Source organism: Cupriavidus sp. 05N40 (assembly GCF_056397305.1).
In genome coordinates this window covers 1-18,289 of record NZ_JBFTND010000148.1, presented here as the reverse complement: position 1 = coordinate 18,289, position 18,289 = coordinate 1, and the positions used below count along the sequence as shown (strand labels likewise).

The following is an 18,289-nucleotide window of genomic DNA, read 5'->3' as shown; positions in this document are numbered from 1 at the left end:
GGAATACACCCTGCGAAACCGGGTTGCGGGTTGGCAGGCGCGTCCATTGCATCCAGACACGCAGCAACAGCGCCATGCCGAACAAGGTGAAGACGGTATCGAGCAGGAAGAGGGCGATTTCCGTGAACATCGGTTTCGGTTCCGTGGCAATGAAAGGTGTCGGCAGTCGGGAGTGTCTGCGGACGCACAGATTCTGCCATACCCGCACCGGTGCCGGTCGAAATGCGGGCGCATGCATGCCGGCTTGCTGCCGCAGCCCCAAGGGACGGCCCCGGGCACAGCCCTATAATGAGCGTCGAGCCAAGATCACAGCGCAACGACGCTGCCCGCCATGACCCGTCAGCCTGCCGCCTCCAAACCGCTTGCCAAGCAGGATTTCGAGGCGCTTTCCGATTTCCGCTACCAGCTGCGGCGTTTCCTGCGTTTCTCGGAGGACGCGGCCCACAACGAAGGCCTGACCGTGCAGCAGTATCTGCTGATGCTGCATATCCGCGGCTGCGCCGACAAGGACTGGGCGTCGATCGGCGAGCTGGCCGAGCGCCTGCAGGCCAAGCAGCATGGCGTGGTGGCGCTGGTCAATCGCTGCGAGGCAGCGGGCCTGGTCAAGCGCAAGGCCAATTCGGACGACCGCCGCATCGTGGAAGTGCATCTGCTCGCCAAGGGCGAGCGCTTCCTGAACCGGCTGGCGATGCTGCATCGGAGCGAGCTGGAGTCGCTGCGCGGCACCTTCCGCGTGGCGCGCCTGACCCAGTTCAACGACGACGGCGCGGAGCGCGGCTGAACGGGCGCATCGCGGCGCCGCGCACGCGGCGTTACAGGCAGTTACCAATCACAAGCCTCGGTGACACCCGCGGCGCCCTGCCGGCCCTAGACTCGCGCGCATCACAACACGCGACTACCGCAGGAGCCACCGATGTCTTTCCCCTTTTCTCCCCTTCGTACCACCGTGCTGGGTTTGCTTGCCGCCGGTGCCCTGGCCGGCTGCGTGACCGCGCCATATGGAGGGTATGGCGCAGGCTATGGTGGCTACGGGGCCGGCAGCACGCAGGCCAGCGCAGGCTATCCGGTTGCCTATCCGCAGCAGGGTTACCCGCAAGCAGCCTACCCGCAGCCGGGCTCCCAGCCTGGCTATCCGCAAGACAGCTACCCGCAGCAAGGCTACCCGCAGCAGAGCTACCCTCAGCAGGGCTACCCTCAGCAGCAGTATCCCCAGGCCGGCTACCCGCAGACCAGCCCTGCCGAGGGCGGCTATGACGCCTATGGCGTGCGTTACGGCCAGGTCGAATCGATCGAGATGGTGCAAGGGCAATCGCCGGGCGGCGGCGTCGCCGGCGCGCTGATTGGCGGGGTGGTCGGTGGCCTGCTAGGCCACCAGGTCGGCGGCGGGCGTGGCAACACGGTGGCGACCATCGGCGGCGCCGTCGCCGGCGCGGTGGCCGGAAACGAAGTCGAGAAGCATGCCAATACGGCGCCGCCGGCTTACCGCATCCGCGTGCGCACCACCGACAACGGCTATCTCACGCTGACCCAGTCGACGCCGTACAACCTGCGCAACGGCGACCGGGTCAAGGTGCAGAACGGCGTGGCGATGCCGTACTGACGGCGCGGCGGCATCAGGCGCTGAACAGGCTGGCGTAATCCTCGCGCAGCTGGCGCTTGAGCAGCTTGCCTGCCGTGTTGCGCGGCAGGTCCGCCACGAACACGATGCGCTTGGGCACCTTGAACGGCGCCAGCGCCGCGCGCGCATGGGCGAGCAGCGTTTCTTCGCCTGCGTGCGCGTCGCGCTTTAGCACCACGCAGGCGGCCACCGCCTCCACCCACTTCGGATGCGGCAGGGCGAACACGGCCACTTCCGCCACTGCCGCATGCTGGTACAGGCACTCCTCGACCTCGCGGCTCGAGACCAGCACGCCGCCGGAATTGATCACGTCCTTGATGCGGTCGACCACATAGAGATAGCCTTCCTCGTCCATATAGCCCAGGTCGCCGGAATGGAACCAGCCGCCGCCGAACGCCTCGGCGGTCTGCTCCGGCTTGTCCCAGTATTCGGTCAGCAACTGCGGCGAGCGGTGCACGATCTCCCCAAGCTCACCGGGGCGCGCATCGCGCATCGTCTCGTCGACGATGCGCGTTTCCACATTGAGCACCGGGCGACCCGCGGAGGCTGGCCGTTCGCGATGCTCTTCCGGCCCCAGCACGGTGGCCAGCGGCCCGATCTCGCTCTGCCCGTAGCAGTTGAACAGGCGCAGCGCGGGCAGGCGTTCGCGCAACTCCTGTAGCACCGGCAACGGCATGATCGACGCCCCGTAGTAGGCCTTGGTGAGGCTGCCAAGCTGGCGCGGATCGAACTCCGCGTGGCGCAGCAGCGAGATCCAGACCGTGGGCGGCGCGAAGAAGCTGGTGATGCCGGCCTCGCGCACCGTGCGCAGGCAGAAGCCCGGCTCGGGGGCCTGCGCCAGCAGGCAGGTGCCGCCCATCAGCAGCAGCGGCATCAGGAACACATGCATCTGCGCCGAGTGGTAGAGCGGCAGCGCCGCCAGCGAATAGTCTTCGGCCTTGATATCGCAGGTGGCGATGGCGCTCATGTACTCGGCCAGCAAGGCGCGATGCGTTAGCACCGCGCCCTTGGGCGCCGAGGTGGTGCCCGAGGTGTAGAGGATCTGCGCCGGCATGGCTTCGTCCAGCGTGGCGAGGATCGCGCCGGCGGCCCCATCGGCGGCGGCCAGCACATCGTGCGGGCCTCCGCCATACAGGCTGCCAGTCACGTTGCAGGGCAGGCCGTCCACCAGCGGCACCAGCGCCGGATCGGCAAACAGCGCGCTGGCGCCGGACTGGCTGACGATGTACTCCACCTCGCCGCGCGTCATCGAGAAATTCACCGGTACATGGATCAGCCCGGCGCGCAGGCAGCCCAGCCACAGCAGCACATAGGCATCGGAATTCTTGCCGAACGCCGCCACGCGGTCGCCCGGACGCAGCCCCCAGCGCTGCAGCGCGGCCCCCACGCTGGCGCTGGCCGCTTCGAGCTCGCGATAGCTCCAGCTGCGTTCGCCGAAGCGCAGCGCGGTCTTGCCGGGGCTGCGCCGTACCGCGCGGGCAAGGGCATCGGGGATGGTGTTGCGCAGGACGCGCTGCTGCTCTGACTGCATGGTGGTCTCCGTCTTGTCGTTAAGGTCCAGCAAGTCTTGAGCCGCTGCCGCCCGGCTCGCGCCAGGGCGCGCGCAGCGCGATGGCGGCAAGGTCGGCGGCGTCGGCGAACGTCGGCCAGCATACGGGCCGCAGGGATTCGGTGCAAGGCACACCGGGGAGGGGGTGGGCGCGGGCGGAGACGCGGTGCGAGAGGAGGGACGGCCCGCGCCGGGAGCATCGTGGCGCGGGCATGCAGCCGGCTGGCTGCCGAGGTGCGACGCTGCGCGGCTTACAGCGCGCCGGCCAGGAAGGTCAGTGCGCGGCCATGCGCGAGCACTGCCGAAGGCTGGTGATAGGAGCCGCGCGCCCAGCAGTTGAAGCCGTGGTCGGCCTGCTGGTACACATGGACTTCCGCGCGCGGGTTGCCCGCCACGGCCGCACGCACCTTTTCGACGGCCTCAGCCGGGATGTGCGCGTCGAGCGCGCCGTAGTGGAACTGCACCGGCACCTTGATATTGGCGGCCTCGTGCAGGTTGTTCTGGATGCCGCCGCCATAGTACGGCACGGCTGCGTCGACCAGCCCGCGCGCGGCGCTCAGGTAGGACAGCAGGCCGCCGAAGCAGTAGCCCACCGCGGCAATCTTGCCGCCCGCGCCGATCTGCGCGCGCAGCGCCCCGGCGGTGGCGGCGAGATCCTTGAGCGCCAGCTCCACGTCGACCTTCTGGCGCAGTTCCATGGCGCGCGCCATGTCGTCACCGGAGTAGCCCAGCTCGACGCGCGGCGCCTGGCGCCAGAATACGTCGGGAGCCAGCACCACGTAGCCATCRAGCGCGTACTGGTCCGCCACGGCGCGGATATGTTCATTGACGCCGAAGATCTCCTGCACCAGCACGATCCCGGACGCGTTGGCGGTCTTGCCGGCCGGCGGCAGGGCAAGGTAGGCATCGAAGGCGCCGCCTTCGGTTTCGACGCGGATCCATTGGCTATTGTTCGACATGGGGGCTTGCTCCATCGTTAGTGAGACAGATAACAGAGGTGAGGCCAGGCAAGGCTAGCGTGGCGATGCGGCGGCGCCGTGACAGGCTGGCTGGCCCGCCGGTGCCGCGGCAAACCGCCAGTGTGCCACTTTCGCGGCTTTCAGGTACGCGGCCGGCAAGGCGCGCCGCCATCGGCCCTTCCTCAGTCCGCCAGGCGCACGCCCGGCAGGAACTCGATGCCGGTGCGCCGGACCAGTTCACTGTAGGAAATCGGCTTGCCCGGCCGGGCTTCGTCGGTGTTCTCGATCCAGTGCGCCCACGCGCGGTTGGCCGACGGGTCGTAGACCAGCTTGTAGAGATACTTGGGTACCCAGACGTTGTCGTTGCCGATGGTCTGGACCTTGCCTTCGAAGAAGGGGCCGGAGATCACGTACACATCGCCGCTGGCACGCAAGGCGTACTTGCGCGTCGCCTTCTCGATGGAGGCCCACGCCTTGCGATTGTTCTGCGGTGCCTGGGGAACCATGTTGGCGAGCGAGAAACTCTGCGCCATGGCCTGGGCGGTCGGCTGGTCGGCCGCCGGCGAGAGGTGGCCGCGGTCGTAGCCGCTGCCCTTGTAGTCATCGAGTTCGGCGCGTTCGGCGCGCGGCAGGCGCGCGTCGGCGAAGAAGCGGTCGGTCCGTTCCTCGTCCTTCGCGTCGATCAGCTGGCTGCGCGACAGCCGCTCGGCCACGTACAACGGCGTCTTGCTGCGGCCGGAGTGGAGCACGGCGAAGGCGTCGTAGCAAAGTTCGCGCGCCTTGATCTGCGGGTCGCTCTGCACCCTGGGCGCGGCGCTGCGGGCGAAGAACTGGGGGCATTGCGCAAAGCCGGGCGCGCTGGCGCCGGCTGCGCGCGGTGCCGGCGCGGCATCCATGTCCATGCCGCGGGACTTGGCCATGGCGGGCGGCGCGACTGCTGCCGCCACGGCAAGGAACAGGGTCGTCAGCACGGTTGCTGCTGCTTTTGTCGTGATCGTCGCTAGTGTTGTTGCTGTCTTCATTCTTCGTGTCGGGAAACGGGCAGCCCGCGCAAGGCGGCCGCAAGGGCGCAGTGGCAGGCCATGCGGCACCCGGGCTTGCAAGCTGCCCGGGCCGCGGGCGTCGCGCATTCTGCCAGAGTGCCGCGCAGTGCGGCATGGCGCGGTGGCCGGCGCCTTTTATAATCGCGCTTTCGCGTCATCGTCACGCGCACGCATACAAGGCGTCCACACAACCATGCTCAACCGGCTCGAAATGCTGAGGATCTTCTGCGCGGCGGCGGAGTCGGCGTCGTTCAAGGCGGCTGCCGCGCGGCTCGGCACGTCGCCGCAGACCGTGACGCGCGCCATCCAGGATCTCGAAGAGGCGGTCGGCGAGCCACTGTTCCACCGCAACACGCGCCAGATCCGCATCACGGCCGCGGGCGAACGGCTGGCCGAGCGCGCCCGCGCGGCGCTGCTCGACGTGGACAGCCTGTTCGCGCATCCGGCCAGCCGCTCCGACAGCGAGCTCAAGGGCGTCGTGCGCATTACCGCGCCCAGCACGCTGGGCCGCCAACACCTGCTGGTGGCGCTGCGGGCACTGGCCCTGGCGCATCCCGGCATCACGCTGGACATCCGGCTGTCCGACCAGATTGCCGACGTGGTGGACGACGAGATCGATATCGGCCTGCGCCTGGGCATGTTCCGCGACCAGCGCCTGGTGGCGCGCATGACCACCCGCGTGGCCTTCCATGTGGTGGGCACGCCGGAGCTGATCGCGCGGGTGGGCAAGCCCGCCGGCCTCGCCGACCTGGCGGCATTGCCTGTCACCGGCCTGATCGACCGCAGCACCGGCCGCGCCTGGCCCTGGTACTTCGCCCAGGGCGAGCAGTTCACGCCGCGCTCGCCGGCCTTCCTCAGCGACGATCCCGAGACCGAGATGGAGGCCATCCTCTCGGGCCTCGCATACGGTCAGCTGCCAGACTACCTCGCCCAGCCTCACCTGCGCTCGGGCCGCCTGGCCAGCGTGCTGGAACGCTACGCGCCGGCGCCATGGGGTTTGTATATCTACCGGTCGCGGCGCAGTCCCGTGCCGATGCGCATCCGGCTGGTATTCGATGCGCTGGTCGCCTATTTCGGCAATATGGCCGCGGCGCATGCGTCCTGAGCGGCCATCTCTGGTATTCCAATTATTGGAATTCTGAAATCAAAACATTTCCATTTTTGTTGATTCATGCGCCAGACATAATGACTTCGTCGGCAGGCACCACGCTTGCATTCCACGGAGCAAGAGCATGAGCAAGGGTATCGAAGGAAAAGTCGTCGTCATCACCGGCGCAAGCAGCGGACTGGGTGAGGCAACCGCGCGCCACCTGGCCGGGGCAGGTGCCTCCCTGGTGCTGGCGGCGCGCCGCGGCGACCGCCTGGAAGCGCTGGCAGCGGAGATTCGCGCCAAGGGTGGGCGCGCGGAGACCGCCGTGGTGGACGTCAGCCGCCGCGCGGACGTGCAGGCGCTGGTGGAGAAAGCCGTGGCCGCCTTCGGCCGCGTCGACGTGATGGTCAACAATGCCGGCCTGATGGCGATCGTCCCGATGAGCGAGGGCAAGGTCGACGAGTGGGACCGCATGATCGACATCAATATCAAGGGCGTGCTGTACGGCATTGCCGCGGCGCTGCCGGTCTTCCAGAAGCAGGGCGCGGGGCATTTCATCAACATCGCCTCGGTTGCCGGCGTGAAGGTCTTCAGCCCGGGCGGCACTGTCTATAGCGGCACCAAGTTCGCGGTGCGCGCCATTTCCGAAGGGCTGCGCCATGAGGTGGGCGGCGCAATCCGCACCACCGTGATCTCGCCGGGCGCGGTCGACTCCGAACTCAAGCTCGGCAGCAGCCACGCGCAGAGCACGCAGGCGGTCAATGAGTTCTACCAGCAGGCGATTCCGGCGGATTCGGTGGCGCGCGCGATTGCATACGCCATCGAGCAGCCGGCGGACGTGGATATCAACGAGATCGTGCTGCGCCCGGCGGTACAGGAATTCTGAGCCGGTGACCGGGCGGCGGGACAGCGCGGCTGCCGTGTCAGGCGGCGCGCGGTGTCTTGCGGGTTCGCATGCCCGAAGGGCGGACCTGCTGCAGCGTGCGCAGGCTCTGGATGGCGTCTTCGATGGCTTCGATGCCTTGCGTTAGGCGGTCGCGCGCAAGGCCCAGCGCGGTCTGCGTCTCGGCATCGAAAATGGCCAGGTGATCGAGGGAGTCGACTTCAGCCTGCAGTTGTCCGACCAGCCGTCTTAGCTGGGCGGTGCTGTGTGAAGCGGTGGAGCGTATTGCCATTGCGGTCTCCGAAAAGGCAGGGCGCACATTCGTAAGGTAGAACGTATGTGGCGGAAAGGACAAACACTTTCGCCGCCCCATTCATCTGATTCACGCGCCCTGCAACAGTTCGCGTCGACTATGCACGAACGCGCGCGCCGTCGCCATGCCGCAGGTCATAGTGGCATGAACCTTGCCGCCCGGATTCTCGTATGCCGCAAGCGGCGCAAGCCGCCGCCCCACCGCGCATGCTCCTCTCGCTTGGGCTTTGCCGTGCCCGCTGCCYATGATGAAGAGGCGTATCTGGCGCGCCGGGATGCCCCGGGGCGCCGGTATAACTTGCGGCCAACGAACGCCAAGGAGACGGACATGTCAAGCCACACTTACAAGCTGGTCGAGATCGTGGGCTCCTCGCCGGACAGTTGCGATGCGGCGATCCGCAGCGCCATCGAAAAGGCCAGCGAGACCATCCAGCATATCGACTGGTTCGAAGTGGTAGAGACACGCGGCCATATCGCCGACGGCAAGGTGGCGCACTTCCAGGTCACGCTGAAGATTGGTTTCCGCGTGAGCTGAGTGCCCRCGCGGCGGCGTCCGCATGGCCGAACAGCCGGTTGAGGGCGGCATCGGGCGCGTCGCGCAGGAACGCGAGCATCTTCTCGATAAAGGGGGCATTGGCGGTCCGCGGTACCTCGCGTACCCAGCGGATGGCTTCGCCATCCTTGCCGCACAGGGCGAGCGCGCGCGCGTAGTTGAACTGTCCACGGAAGTCGCCGGCTACGGCCGCGCGGCGATAGTAATCCATCGCCATGGCCGCGTCGCGTTCGACTTCCCAGCCGTCTTCGTAGAAGCCGCCCACGATATTGAGCGACTTGGCATGTCCCATGCCGGCGGCGCGCTCGTACCACGCCAGCGCGTCGGTGCGGCTGGCGGCGATGCCGCGGCCGAGCACGAGCGCGGTGGCCAGGTTGTACATGCCCCATTCGGAGCCGCGTTGCGCCGCCAGCGTGTACCACTGCGCGGCCGCGTGATCGTCCTGCGTGGTGCCCCAGCCGTTTTCGTAGCAGCGCCCCGCCAGGTTGGCGGCGCCCGCGTGTCCGGCATGGGCCGCGTACTTGAACCAGGCGAAGGCGCGGGCCTCGTCGCGCGGCACGCCGTGGCCGGCGAGAAACCACTGGCCCAGGATCATCTGCGCGTCGAGGTTGCCTTGCACCGCCGCGCCGCCCAGCCAGGGCAGCGCCAGGTGCGCGGGCTCGCGCAGTTTGCCGGCCAGCCCGGCAGCGCCGAGCTGGTCCAGTTCGCCGGGGGAGGCGATGCGAAAGGGCAGTGTGTCCATGCGAAGAGTGAAAGGAAAAACGGCACACCGCGCCGCGCGGGGCGATGTGCCGTGTCAGGCCGGTGCCGGTTCGCCGGCCGCGGCCGCGGGCCAGCGCGGACTCAGTAGCGCACGTTGAGGTTCACGATTGCCGCGCGCCCCGGCGCGATGGACGCGTAGTGGCTGGCGTAGGCCTGGTTGTAGTAGACCTTGTTGGTCAGGTTCAGCAGGTTGAGCTGCAGRCCCACGTTCTTGTTGATGCGGTACGCGGCCATGGCGTCGAAGCGCCAGTACGAGGGCACCCACTTGTTGGTGGCTTCGCTGCCCCAGATCTTCGACACGTAGTACGCGCCACCGCCCACCGTGAGCTTGGGCATGGCCTGGTAGGTGGTCCATGCGCTGAAGCTGTCCGCCGGGGTGTTGGGGAAGGACTGGCCGTCGGTGGCACCGAAGGCAATCCCGGAGCCGCCGTTCTTGCGCAGCTCGCTCTTCAGGTGGGTATAGCCGCCGAACACCGCCCACTTGTCGGTGACATTGCCGGCGAAGCCGAGCTCGACCCCGTCCACGCGCTTGTTGCCGGCCATGACCGCGGTGCCATCCTGCTGGACGATGCGGGCATTGGTGGTCTCCACGCGGAAGATGGCCGCGGTCAGTTGCAGGCGCTTGTTCAGCACGTCCCACTTGGTGCCGAGTTCGACGGCACGGTTCTTTTCAGGGGCGAGCTGGTCGCCGCGATTGCCGGCGCGGTCCGGCGCCAGCGCATTGCCGTCGCTGCCCTGGGACAGGAAGGAGCCGGCCGGCGTGGACGAGGTACCGTAGGAAATGTAGATGCTGCCGTTGTCCACCGGCTTGAACACCAGCCCGAACTGGTAGTTGAACAGGTTATCGTTGCGCGAGTATTCGGCGCGCGTGCCGTTGGCTGCGCGGGCGGCCTGGAAGTTGGCGGTGTAATGATCGAAGCGCACGCCGCCATTGAACAGCCATTGCTTGCTCAGCTCGATCGAGTCGAAGGCGTAGACCGAACTGGTGGTGGTCTTGGAGTTGGTCGGGTTGTTCGCGCGCGTGATCGAACCAGCCCACGGATCGTTCGGGTTCGGGTTGAACAGCGTGGTGCAGTTGTAGCCGCCGGCGGCGCCGGGACCGCTGGGGCAGCGGTTGCTGCCGGTGGCCACGGTATAGCTGTCGTTCTCGCTCTTTTCCTGCCCGAACTCCACGCCGAAGGCGTACTTGTGCTTGACGGTGCCGGTGGCGAATTCGCCGGACAGGTCGGTCTGGTTGGCGATGGTCTTCGCGGTAGCGACGCGCGTGTTGACGCGGCGCCAGACCATGTCGTAGTAGATGTTGCCCTGGCTGTCGTCAGGCTGCGTCCAGATATAGTCCTGCGTGGTGCGCGCAAACCGGGTTTGGTTGCGGAATTTCAGCGCCGGGCTGAAATCGTGCTCGAAGCGCACCGTGCCCATGTCGGCCTTGTCCTTGCGGAAATCGCGGTCCAGCAGGCCGTAGTACGTATTGCGCGGCACGTTCACGGGCGAGCCGTCGCCGGCCAGGCGCGTGCGCGGGCGGCCATCGGTGCGGGCGTTGAACGTGGGGTTGTTGTAAGGGATGCCGGTGTCGGGGATGTCGTCCGACTGCATGTGGTAGTACGACAGCGTCAGACGCGTGTCGGTACCCAGCCCGAACGCGACCGACGGCGCGAAGCCCCAGCGGTTGGCGTGCGTGGCGTCGCGGCCGGGCACGTCGGCATCGTGGTACATCGCGTTCAGGCGGAACGCCGCGTGGTCGGCAAACTTCCAGTTGCCGTCGGCGGTGCCGCGCTTGTAGTCGGCGTTGCCGAGGCTGACGTTGCCTTCGGCGAAGCTGGTCAGCTTGGGCGCCTTGCTGACGATATTGATGCTGCCGCCCGCGGAGCCGCGGCCGTCGTAGGCGCCGGCCGGGCCCTTGGTGACTTCCACCGACTCCACATTGAACAGCTCGCGGCTTTGCGAACCGATATCGCGGAAGCCATCGAGGAAGGTGCTTGCCTGCGCGTCGTAGCCGCGGATGAACGGGCGGTCACCCACCGGGTTGCCGCCTTCGCCGGCACCGAATGCAATGCCGGGTACGGTGCGCAGCACTTCGCTCAGGCTGGTCGAAGCAGTGCTCTGGATCACTTCCTGGGGGATGACGGTGATCGACTTCGGGGTATCGAGCAGTGCCGCGGGCGTCTTGATCGAGGAAGCCGTGTCTGCCTTGAAGCCGCTGTCGGCGGCACCACTCACCGTCACTTGCGGCAATTCCACGTGCGACGCGGTATTGCCCGTGGTCTGCGCCGCCACCGGAGCGGCTGCGACCGCCATGCCGACCGCGCCGGAAAGGCGGGGGATGGCGTTAGATCTCTTGCTTTTATCGATGGCGACAACAGTCTGCACGATTACCTCTGTTTTATTGAATGGTAGTACGAATGAGAGTAATTATCATTTTATGTTATATGTCCGTCAAGACATACATTCGAACGATGTGTAGCGAAAACGTTACATTTATCGGGTGAGTTACGCGGTGGGGCCTGGCATCAGGTGCGTCGCAGGCAAGGGGGATGCGCCCGCCGAATGGAGCTGGCGGGAGGGAGACGAGGCGCGCAGACGGGCGGATGGCAGCCCGGACTGGGCGACCGGCATGACGCCGGTCGAGGGGATGAATGGAGCAGGCGCCTGGGTTGGCCCGTCATTCGGTCAGTCGAAACGAACGCAGCGCCTTGCATGGTTTCGTGGTTCCACTGAAAGCAGATGCGATCCATTGTCACCTGCACCACAACCATCAAATCGTAGGATTTCGCTGCAAAGCGCTGCGGAAACTTCTGTCTTTCGATATTTACTCGAACTGATACGAGTCAGTGCGTTCGGGCCCCGACCTGCGCCCGGGCGCCTTCGACGGCAACGAGCGCAATGCCGGCTGGCGCGGCGAGACCGGGGAGCACCGCCGTATCGTGGCCGCGCAGGTTGGCAACAGCTGGCGTCGCCAGGATACGGCCGCCAGCCTCGGCATCAGCCGCAAGGTACGGTGGGAGACGATGCGCAAGTTCCGGATCGCGGACAACGAGACCGGGCCCGCCTGAGCCCGATCTCCCCGCAAGGCAGGCCGCGCCTCAGAACGTCTTCTTGCCGCGCTGGTAGGTGCTGACGACGCGGTTCAATTCGGCCACCTGCGCGGCGACATCGCCGTGCAGCGCGCGCGCGATGCCTTGCATATAGCCGAGCAGCTCCTGCTTGGYCGCTTCGGCGAACTCCATGGTGACGGCCTGGTCCTCGTACAGCAGCACGTAGGAGCGGGCGAAGCCGTACAGCAGGAAGTAGGCCGCGGCGTGGGCGGGATCGGTATCGATCAGGTCGCGGGTGGCGTTCTTGACCGCCACGAAGGCGTCGGTGCCGGGGAGCGAATCCTGGAATTGCTGGAGCGTGGTTTCAAGCGTCATGGCGCAATGCGGTGAGTGAAGGCTGGGTCGGTTGAACAAAGACTACGCGAAGAGAGCGTCTGTGAAAGCCTGTGAAAGTCTGTGAAAGAGAGTCCGCAGGATTCCGTGGAGGCCGGGCTATACGCTGTTGAGCATGCGCCGCAGCAGCGCGGCGCCGTCGCTGCCCTTGTAGGCGCGTTGCCACAGATCGTTGACCATGGCCGTGTAGAGCCGCACGGCCTCGGGCGCGGCGGTGACCGTGGCGATGCCGGTCRACACATTGGGAAACTCGCCAAAGCGGAAGGGACTGGTCGCCACATACGCCCGGCCCGGCCGCTCGAAGACCTGGAACGTCACGTTGGGCATGCTGCCGTCGACGATGCCGATCTGCAGGCCGATCGGCTGCGCGTCGAGCAGTGCGATGACCCGCTCGATCTCGCGCCGCGCCGCCAGCGAGCGTTCCATGCGCACCGCGGGCGGCAGGTCCAGGCGCCCCACCAGTCCGAAATGCACGAAGCGCTCCAGCGAGCGCAGGTCGATCAGGCTGGTGATGGGCGGCACGCTGCGCGCGAACGATTGCTTGCGCTCTTCGAGCAGCGCCAGCAGCGCATCGATGGTGGGCTGCGGCGCCGGCTGCGGGCTCTCCGCCAGCATCTGCCGCAGATGACCGGCGTAGTCCGGCGAGGTCAGCAGGTAGGAGATCGGCTCGAAATGCGCCAGGATGCGGGTGGCGCCGTGCTCGAGCTGGCGCATCCGTTCGATATATGCGACCGCCGAGTGGTAGTACTCGGACTCCACGCCGAGCATCGATGCCAGCGACGTGCCCAGCAACTGGGCCAGCCGCCCGAGCGTTTCGATCTTGACGATGTCGCCCTTTTCCATGCGGTAGATGGCGGCGCGCGAGACCCCGAGCTGTTCGGCAATGGCCTCGGCTCGCATGCCCGCGCCCAGGCGATAGGCGCGCAGGCGGTTGCCGATTTCCACGAAATCGACGGGCATCCCGGCAGCGAGCGGAGCATCCATCCTGAAAATCTCAAAAAGAAGACATGGCCTATCCTAGCATGCAAGATCCCGGGATGGCGAGTGCTGGCAGGCAGTGCATGCCACACCGCAGGCGGCATCGAGGCCGCCCGACGCCGTTTCTTTCCCGCGCGTCGCGCGCATGGCGGGTGCAAAGGCTTTGCGCTTCCTTCGCGGCTCTTGAACAAATCTGGTGCGGAAGATGACCGGATGGGTCCAGTTTGGTCTCGTAAACGATACTTGGCTAGATTTTTGGATGGCATGTATATTGCGGCCCGCACCAGGGCGTGGCGATCATCGGGCTGCTCGTTGATCTCCCCCCGCATTACGCAAGATATATAGCAAGCGCGCCCTCACAGGCGCAGGAAAGGAATCCGATGAACAAGTCCCTCGCCGCGGTGCTGTCCGCCGCCGTCTCGCTGTCCTTCGCCGTCGCCGCCGCGCCTGTCGCCGCGGCCGGGTATCCCGACCGGCCCATCACCATCATCGTGCCCTACGCGGCCGGCGGCAGCAACGATCTGGTGGCGCGCGTCCTGGGCCAGCGCCTCGGGCAGGATCTCGGCGTCTCCGTGGTGGTGGACAACGCGCCCGGCGCCAGCGGGACCATCGGCGCGATCAAGACCATCAACGGGTCGGCCGACGGCTATACGCTGCTGCTGGGCTCCAACAGCGAAATCTCGATCGCCAGGCTGACCAACCCGAAGATCCGATATGACGGCCAGCGCGACCTGACACCGCTGCGCATGGTGGGCTCGCAGCCCATGGTGCTGGTATCCGGCGCGCAGTCCGGCATCCACGGCGTGGACGGCTTCCTGGCACTGGCCAAGAGCAAGAAGCCGGTGAACTACGGCACCTCGGGCATCGGTACGCCCTTGCACCTGTCGGGCGAACTGATCCGCGCCGCCAGCAAGGTCAATATGACCCACGTGCCGTACAAGGGTGGCGCGCCCGCCATCGCCGACCTGATGGCCAACCAGATCGAGCTGGGCGTGCTGGTGCTGTCCACCGCGCTGCCCCAGATCAAGTCCGGCAAGCTGGAGGCCATCGGCGTGACCTCCGCCACGCGCTCGCATGCGGCGCCCAATATCCCGGCGCTGGCGGAGAACAAGGCCATGGCCAGCGTCGACATGCGTCTGTGGTTCGGGCTGTTCGCGCCGGCCAGCACGCCGAAGGCCGTGACCGACAAGCTGTCTGACGCGCTGGCGCGTGCCATCAACGCGCCCGAGGTGAAGAACAAGCTGTCCGAGGCAGGCGTCGATATCGACGCCAAGGATGCCACGGCGTTCCGCGCCTTCATTGCCAGGGAGACCGAGGCGTACCGCAAGATCGTCAGCGAAGCCAACATCCAGGAATAACGCCCGGCACCTTGCCGGCAGCAACGCCCTGAAGACAAGAAGCCCGACGCGAGCGCGCCGGGCTTCTTGTCTTTCAGCGGCAGGCCCGCCGGGTCAGAGCAGGCGGATCTGCTTGACCTTGAACTTGGGCTCGCCCACCCAGTCCTTGTCGTATTCACCGGTCAGCTCTACCTTGGTGGCCGCGCCGACAGGCTGCCCGGCCGGCCACAGCTTGTGCTTGATCTTGACCCGCATCCGCCCGGTGCCGTCATCGAAGCTGTAGAGTTCGTCGCCGATGCTGCTGACGATCTGCCCGGTGAGGACCGCCGGCTGGTCGTCCTTGCCTTGCGCCTGCAGGCTCTTGACGGTGGCGCCCGGCACGGTGGACGGCCCGGTGTATTGCGCTTGCGCGGCCATGGCTGCGGTTGCAAGTGCGGCTGCGATCAGAATGCGTTTCATCTTGTTCTCCTGGTTTTGCATGGCCGGGCATGGGATTGGCCCGGCGTGCCGTGGGCTGGCGCCCTTGCACCAGCATTTGTGCATTGTGCGGAGCACGCGCTGAACCGGAGCTGAACGCCGCGCCGGGCGTTTATCATGTCGCCTGCCGCGGCCGGCCAACACGGGCCCGCGTTTCGCACAAGGCTCGCCAAGAGCTCATGAAGGGCCCAGGAAGGGCCCGCACAGGGATTCCATATTGCGTTTTCTTCACACTGCCGACTGGCATCTCGGGCGCGTCTTCCATGCGCGCAGCCTGCTTGAAGACCAGGCCTGGGTGCTCGATCAGTTCGTGGCGCTGGTCCGCGAGCGCAAGCCCGATGCGGTGCTGATCGCCGGTGACGTCTATGATCGCGCGGTGCCGCCGCCCGAGGCGGTTGCGCTGCTGGACGACGTGCTGGCGCGCATCGTGGTGGACGCGGGCGTGCCGGTGGTGATGATCGCCGGCAATCACGACAGCGCGCAGCGGCTTGGTTTCGGCGCGCGGCTGCTGACCGCGCAGGGCCTGCACGTGGCGGGCCGTACCGAGCGCGACGCCGCCTGCGTGACCTTGTCCGACGCGCATGGCGAAGTGCGCATCTATGCCTTGCCCTATGCCGAGCCCGCCACGGTGCGCGATACCTTCGGCGTGGAAATGCCGGGTCACGAAGCGGCCATCTCCGCCCGCCTCGATGCGATCCGCGCCACGCATCCGGCCCATGCGCGGTCGGTGGTGGTGGCGCATGCCTTCGTGATCGGCGGCGAGGCCAGCGAATCCGAGCGGCCCCTCTCGGTGGGCGGCAGCGGCGCCATTGCCGCGGGCGTGTTCGACGGCTTCGACCTGGTGGCGCTGGGGCATCTGCACCGGCCGCAGACGCTGGGCGAACGCATCCACTATTCCGGCTCGCTGCTGAAGTATTCGCTGTCGGAGGCCGCGCATGCGAAATCGGTCTCCATGATCGAGCTGGGTGCCGACGGTGCCGTCGCCATCGAGACCATCGCCCTGGCGCCCCGGCGCGAGCTGCGCATCCTCGAAGGCGAGCTGGCCGCGCTCGTTGCGCAGGGCGCGGCCGATCCGCGGCGCGACGACTATATCCACGCGGTGCTGACGGATACGGGCGCCTTGCTCGATCCGATGGCTCGCCTGCGCCAGGCCTATCCCAATGCGCTTGCGATCGAGCGTGCGGTGCTGTCGCGCTCCGGCGAGGCAAGCGCCGCGGGCCGGCGCTTGCGCCAGCTCGACACCGGCGAGCTGTTCGCCAGTTTCTTCCGGGAGGTCGCCGACGAAGAACTCGACGAGGGCAAGCGCCATGCGCTCACGCAGGTGCTGGAGGGCATTGCCGCCGCCGACCGGGAGTCCGCATGAGACCGCTGCACCTGAAGCTGCAGGCGTTCGGTCCGTTCGCCGCCTGCGAGGAGATCGATTTCAGCCGGCTCGGCGAGCAGGCGTTCTTCCTGATCCACGGTCCCACCGGCGCCGGCAAGACCACCTTGCTCGACGCCATCTGCTTTGCGCTCTATGGAGATACCTCGGGCGGCGAGCGCAGTGCGCAGGACATGCGCAGCGCCAACGCCGAGGCGGGCCTGCGTACCGAGGTGACCTTCGAGTTCAGCCTGGGCGCGCAGCGCTACCGGGTCACGCGCTCGCCCGCGCAGGACCGCCCCAAGCTGCGCGGCGACGGCATCGTGAAGGAAACCCCCAAGGCCCAGCTCGACAGCATGGACGAGGCCGGCTGGACCAGCAAGGCCAGCCAGCCGAACCGGGTGGACGAGTTCGTGCGCAACCTGCTTGGCTTCGACAGTAGTCAGTTCCGCCAGGTCATCGTGCTGCCGCAGGGGCGTTTCCGCGAGCTGCTGACGGCGGACTCCAAGAGCCGCCAGGCGATCCTCGAGCGCCTGTTCCGCACCGAGCTGTACCGCCGCGTGGAGGAACTGCTCAAGGCCCAGGCCGCGGGCATACGCCAGCAGGCGGAACGGCTGCGTATCGAGCAGTCCGCCTTGCTGCAGCAATATCAGCTCGATTCCGTGGCGGCGCTGCGCGAGCAGGTGGCGGCGTTGCAGGCGCAACTCGATGAACTCGGGCAACGCGAGGGCGTCGCGCGCGCTGCGCTCGAGCATGCCAGGCTGGCGACCCAGCAGGGCGAACAGGCCGACGCACGCCTGCGCGAGCAACGCGAAGCCGAGGCGGCCCACGCGGTGCTCGCGGCACGGCAGGCTGAGGTGGCGGAACAGCGCGAACGCCTGCGCGCGGCACGCAGGGCCGCGCAGGTGCGGCCCCTCGAGCAGCATCTCGCGCAGGCTGCGCAGGAGCACCGGCAGGCACAACTGGCCCTGGCAAGCGCCGGCGAGCACGCCAGCGCTTGCGCCGCCGTTTCCACGCGCGCGGCCGCCGCGCTCGCCGTGCAGACCGCGCGCATCGGCGAGCGCCAGCAGATGCAGAAGCAGGTGGCGGAGCTGGAGGCCATGCTGCCGCAGGCGCAACGCCTGGGCGCATTGCAGGCCGCACTGCAGCGCGCCGCTGCCGGGCAGGCACGCGCGGCAGCGGCGCACGCGGATGCCGCGCGTGCGCAGGAACAGGCTGCCCTTGCGATGCGCCAGGCCGAAGCCGGCCTGGCCCAGGCCGAGGCCGGCGCGCAGGGCCTGGAGACGATCCTGCTCAAGCAGGCGGATCTGGGCCGGCAGGGCACCACGCTGGACAAATACGCCACCGCCCTGGCGCAGGCGGGACAGGCCCGGCGCCAAGCCGAGGCCGCACAGCACGCGGCGCAGCAAGCCGCCGCGCGGCAGTCGGCCGCGGCCCTGCTTTTGCGCGAGACCGAGCAGGCTTGGCGGGCCGGGCAGGCGGCGCGGCTGGCGGCCAGCCTGCGCTCCGGTGAGGCATGCCCGGTCTGCGGCAGTGCCGCCCATCCGCAACGCGCCCTGCAGTTCGATGCACCGGTGGCGGACGAGGTCCTGGACCAGGCGCGCGAGGACGCGCGGCTGGCGGACCAGGCCGCGCACGCGGCGTCCGCCGCTGCGCAGGGCGCGCTGGCGGCACTGACGCTGCGCCAGGATCAGCTGGAAGAATCGCGCGCGGCCGTCGACGCCCCCGGCATGCCGGCCAACGCGGCAGCGGATGCCGATGCCGCCAGGCACGCGCTTGCCGAGGCCGGCAAGGCGCTGCGCGCGCAGCAGCAAGCCGCGCAGGCCGCCGCGGCGCAGCGCCAGGCACTGGCCGCGGAACTTGAGCGCCAGCGTGGCGCGCTGGCCGCGGCCGAAGCCGCCATTCGCGCCGCCGATGCCGCCGCGCAGGATGCGGCGCAAGGC

General features: G+C 67.7%; 17 protein-coding genes and 2 pseudogenes. 9 read left to right on the top strand and 10 right to left on the bottom strand.

Annotation, left to right across the window (positions count from 1 at the left end):
* Window positions 1–130: pseudogene (locus AC1DO7_RS28250) on the bottom strand (YggT family protein); the annotation flags it as partial.
* 201 nt (window positions 131–331) lie between these two features.
* Between AC1DO7_RS28250 and AC1DO7_RS28245 the strand changes: the two are divergent.
* Complete coding sequence (locus tag AC1DO7_RS28245) at window positions 332–781, top strand: MarR family winged helix-turn-helix transcriptional regulator (protein WP_441621862.1); 450 nt, start codon at window positions 332–334, stop codon at window positions 779–781.
* 132 nt (window positions 782–913) lie between these two features.
* A complete protein-coding gene (locus tag AC1DO7_RS28240; RefSeq protein ID WP_441650233.1) occupies window positions 914–1,600 on the top strand; it encodes a glycine zipper 2TM domain-containing protein in 687 nt (228 codons plus the stop codon).
* 13 nt (window positions 1,601–1,613) lie between these two features.
* On the opposite strand, the gene AC1DO7_RS28235 is transcribed toward AC1DO7_RS28240, so the two are convergent.
* The 3 genes from AC1DO7_RS28235 to AC1DO7_RS28225 form a co-directional block, all read right to left on the bottom strand.
* On the bottom strand, window positions 1,614–3,149 hold the full coding sequence (locus AC1DO7_RS28235) for a fatty acyl-CoA synthetase (protein WP_441650234.1): 1,536 nt from the start codon (window positions 3,147–3,149) through the stop codon (window positions 1,614–1,616).
* Between the two features lie 269 nt (window positions 3,150–3,418).
* Window positions 3,419–4,126: a dienelactone hydrolase family protein gene (locus AC1DO7_RS28230; RefSeq protein ID WP_441621868.1), complete on the bottom strand. Its 708-nt coding sequence runs from the start codon at window positions 4,124–4,126 to the stop codon at window positions 3,419–3,421.
* 182 nt (window positions 4,127–4,308) lie between these two features.
* The gene (locus tag AC1DO7_RS28225) at window positions 4,309–5,046 is read right to left on the bottom strand and encodes a DNA/RNA non-specific endonuclease (RefSeq protein ID WP_441650240.1); all 738 of its coding nucleotides are present in this window, start codon (window positions 5,044–5,046) and stop codon (window positions 4,309–4,311) included.
* 316 nt (window positions 5,047–5,362) lie between these two features.
* Between AC1DO7_RS28225 and AC1DO7_RS28220 the strand changes: the two genes are divergently transcribed.
* On the top strand, window positions 5,363–6,274 hold the full coding sequence (locus AC1DO7_RS28220) for a LysR family transcriptional regulator (protein WP_441621870.1): 912 nt from the start codon (window positions 5,363–5,365) through the stop codon (window positions 6,272–6,274).
* Between the two features lie 127 nt (window positions 6,275–6,401).
* Window positions 6,402–7,145: an SDR family oxidoreductase gene (locus AC1DO7_RS28215; protein WP_477116821.1), complete on the top strand. Its 744-nt coding sequence runs from the start codon at window positions 6,402–6,404 to the stop codon at window positions 7,143–7,145.
* Window positions 7,146–7,182: 37 nt separating this feature from the next.
* Here the strand turns inward: AC1DO7_RS28215 and AC1DO7_RS28210 are convergent, their stop codons facing one another.
* Window positions 7,183–7,434 (bottom strand): hypothetical protein, encoded by a 252-nt coding sequence (locus tag AC1DO7_RS28210; RefSeq protein WP_441621874.1) that lies wholly within the window; start codon window positions 7,432–7,434, stop codon window positions 7,183–7,185.
* 348 nt (window positions 7,435–7,782) lie between these two features.
* Here AC1DO7_RS28210 and AC1DO7_RS28205 point away from each other — a divergent pair, with 348 nt between their 5' ends.
* Complete coding sequence (locus AC1DO7_RS28205; RefSeq protein ID WP_441621876.1) at window positions 7,783–7,989, top strand: dodecin; 207 nt, start codon at window positions 7,783–7,785, stop codon at window positions 7,987–7,989.
* Here the strand turns inward: AC1DO7_RS28205 and AC1DO7_RS28200 are convergent.
* On the bottom strand, window positions 7,958–8,749 hold the full coding sequence (locus AC1DO7_RS28200; RefSeq protein ID WP_477116820.1) for a tetratricopeptide repeat protein: 792 nt from the start codon (window positions 8,747–8,749) through the stop codon (window positions 7,958–7,960). The two genes, AC1DO7_RS28205 and AC1DO7_RS28200, sit on opposite strands and share 32 nt — an antisense overlap.
* A 101-nt stretch (window positions 8,750–8,850) precedes the next feature.
* Window positions 8,851–11,064: a TonB-dependent receptor gene (locus AC1DO7_RS28195; protein WP_477116819.1), complete on the bottom strand. Its 2,214-nt coding sequence runs from the start codon at window positions 11,062–11,064 to the stop codon at window positions 8,851–8,853.
* A gap of 551 nt (window positions 11,065–11,615) precedes the next feature.
* Between AC1DO7_RS28195 and AC1DO7_RS28190 the strand changes: the two are divergent.
* A pseudogene (locus AC1DO7_RS28190) lies at window positions 11,616–11,819 on the top strand (sigma-54-dependent Fis family transcriptional regulator); the annotation flags it as partial.
* Window positions 11,820–11,849: 30 nt separating this feature from the next.
* Here the strand turns inward: AC1DO7_RS28190 and AC1DO7_RS28185 are convergent.
* Both AC1DO7_RS28185 and AC1DO7_RS28180 read right to left on the bottom strand, forming a co-directional pair.
* Complete coding sequence (locus AC1DO7_RS28185) at window positions 11,850–12,176, bottom strand: hypothetical protein (RefSeq protein WP_477116818.1); 327 nt, start codon at window positions 12,174–12,176, stop codon at window positions 11,850–11,852.
* 117 nt (window positions 12,177–12,293) lie between these two features.
* The gene (locus AC1DO7_RS28180) at window positions 12,294–13,178 is read right to left on the bottom strand and encodes a helix-turn-helix domain-containing protein (protein ID WP_477116817.1); all 885 of its coding nucleotides are present in this window, start codon (window positions 13,176–13,178) and stop codon (window positions 12,294–12,296) included.
* 374 nt (window positions 13,179–13,552) lie between these two features.
* On the opposite strand from AC1DO7_RS28180, the gene AC1DO7_RS28175 reads away from it, so the two are divergent.
* Window positions 13,553–14,530, top strand: coding sequence for a Bug family tripartite tricarboxylate transporter substrate binding protein (locus AC1DO7_RS28175; protein ID WP_441621885.1), 978 nt, complete (start codon window positions 13,553–13,555; stop codon window positions 14,528–14,530).
* A 93-nt stretch (window positions 14,531–14,623) separates the two neighbouring features.
* Here the strand turns inward: AC1DO7_RS28175 and AC1DO7_RS28170 are convergent, their stop codons facing one another.
* Window positions 14,624–14,968, bottom strand: a complete 345-nt coding sequence (locus tag AC1DO7_RS28170) for a YgiW/YdeI family stress tolerance OB fold protein (protein WP_441650237.1) — start codon at window positions 14,966–14,968, stop codon at window positions 14,624–14,626.
* A gap of 235 nt (window positions 14,969–15,203) precedes the next feature.
* Here AC1DO7_RS28170 and AC1DO7_RS28165 point away from each other — a divergent pair, with 235 nt between their 5' ends.
* On the top strand, window positions 15,204–16,349 hold the full coding sequence (locus tag AC1DO7_RS28165; protein WP_441650238.1) for an exonuclease SbcCD subunit D: 1,146 nt from the start codon (window positions 15,204–15,206) through the stop codon (window positions 16,347–16,349).
* Window positions 16,346–18,289: AAA family ATPase (locus AC1DO7_RS28160; RefSeq protein WP_477116816.1), on the top strand; the 1,944-nt coding region annotated here is incomplete at its 3' end. The genes AC1DO7_RS28165 and AC1DO7_RS28160, both read left to right, overlap by 4 nt.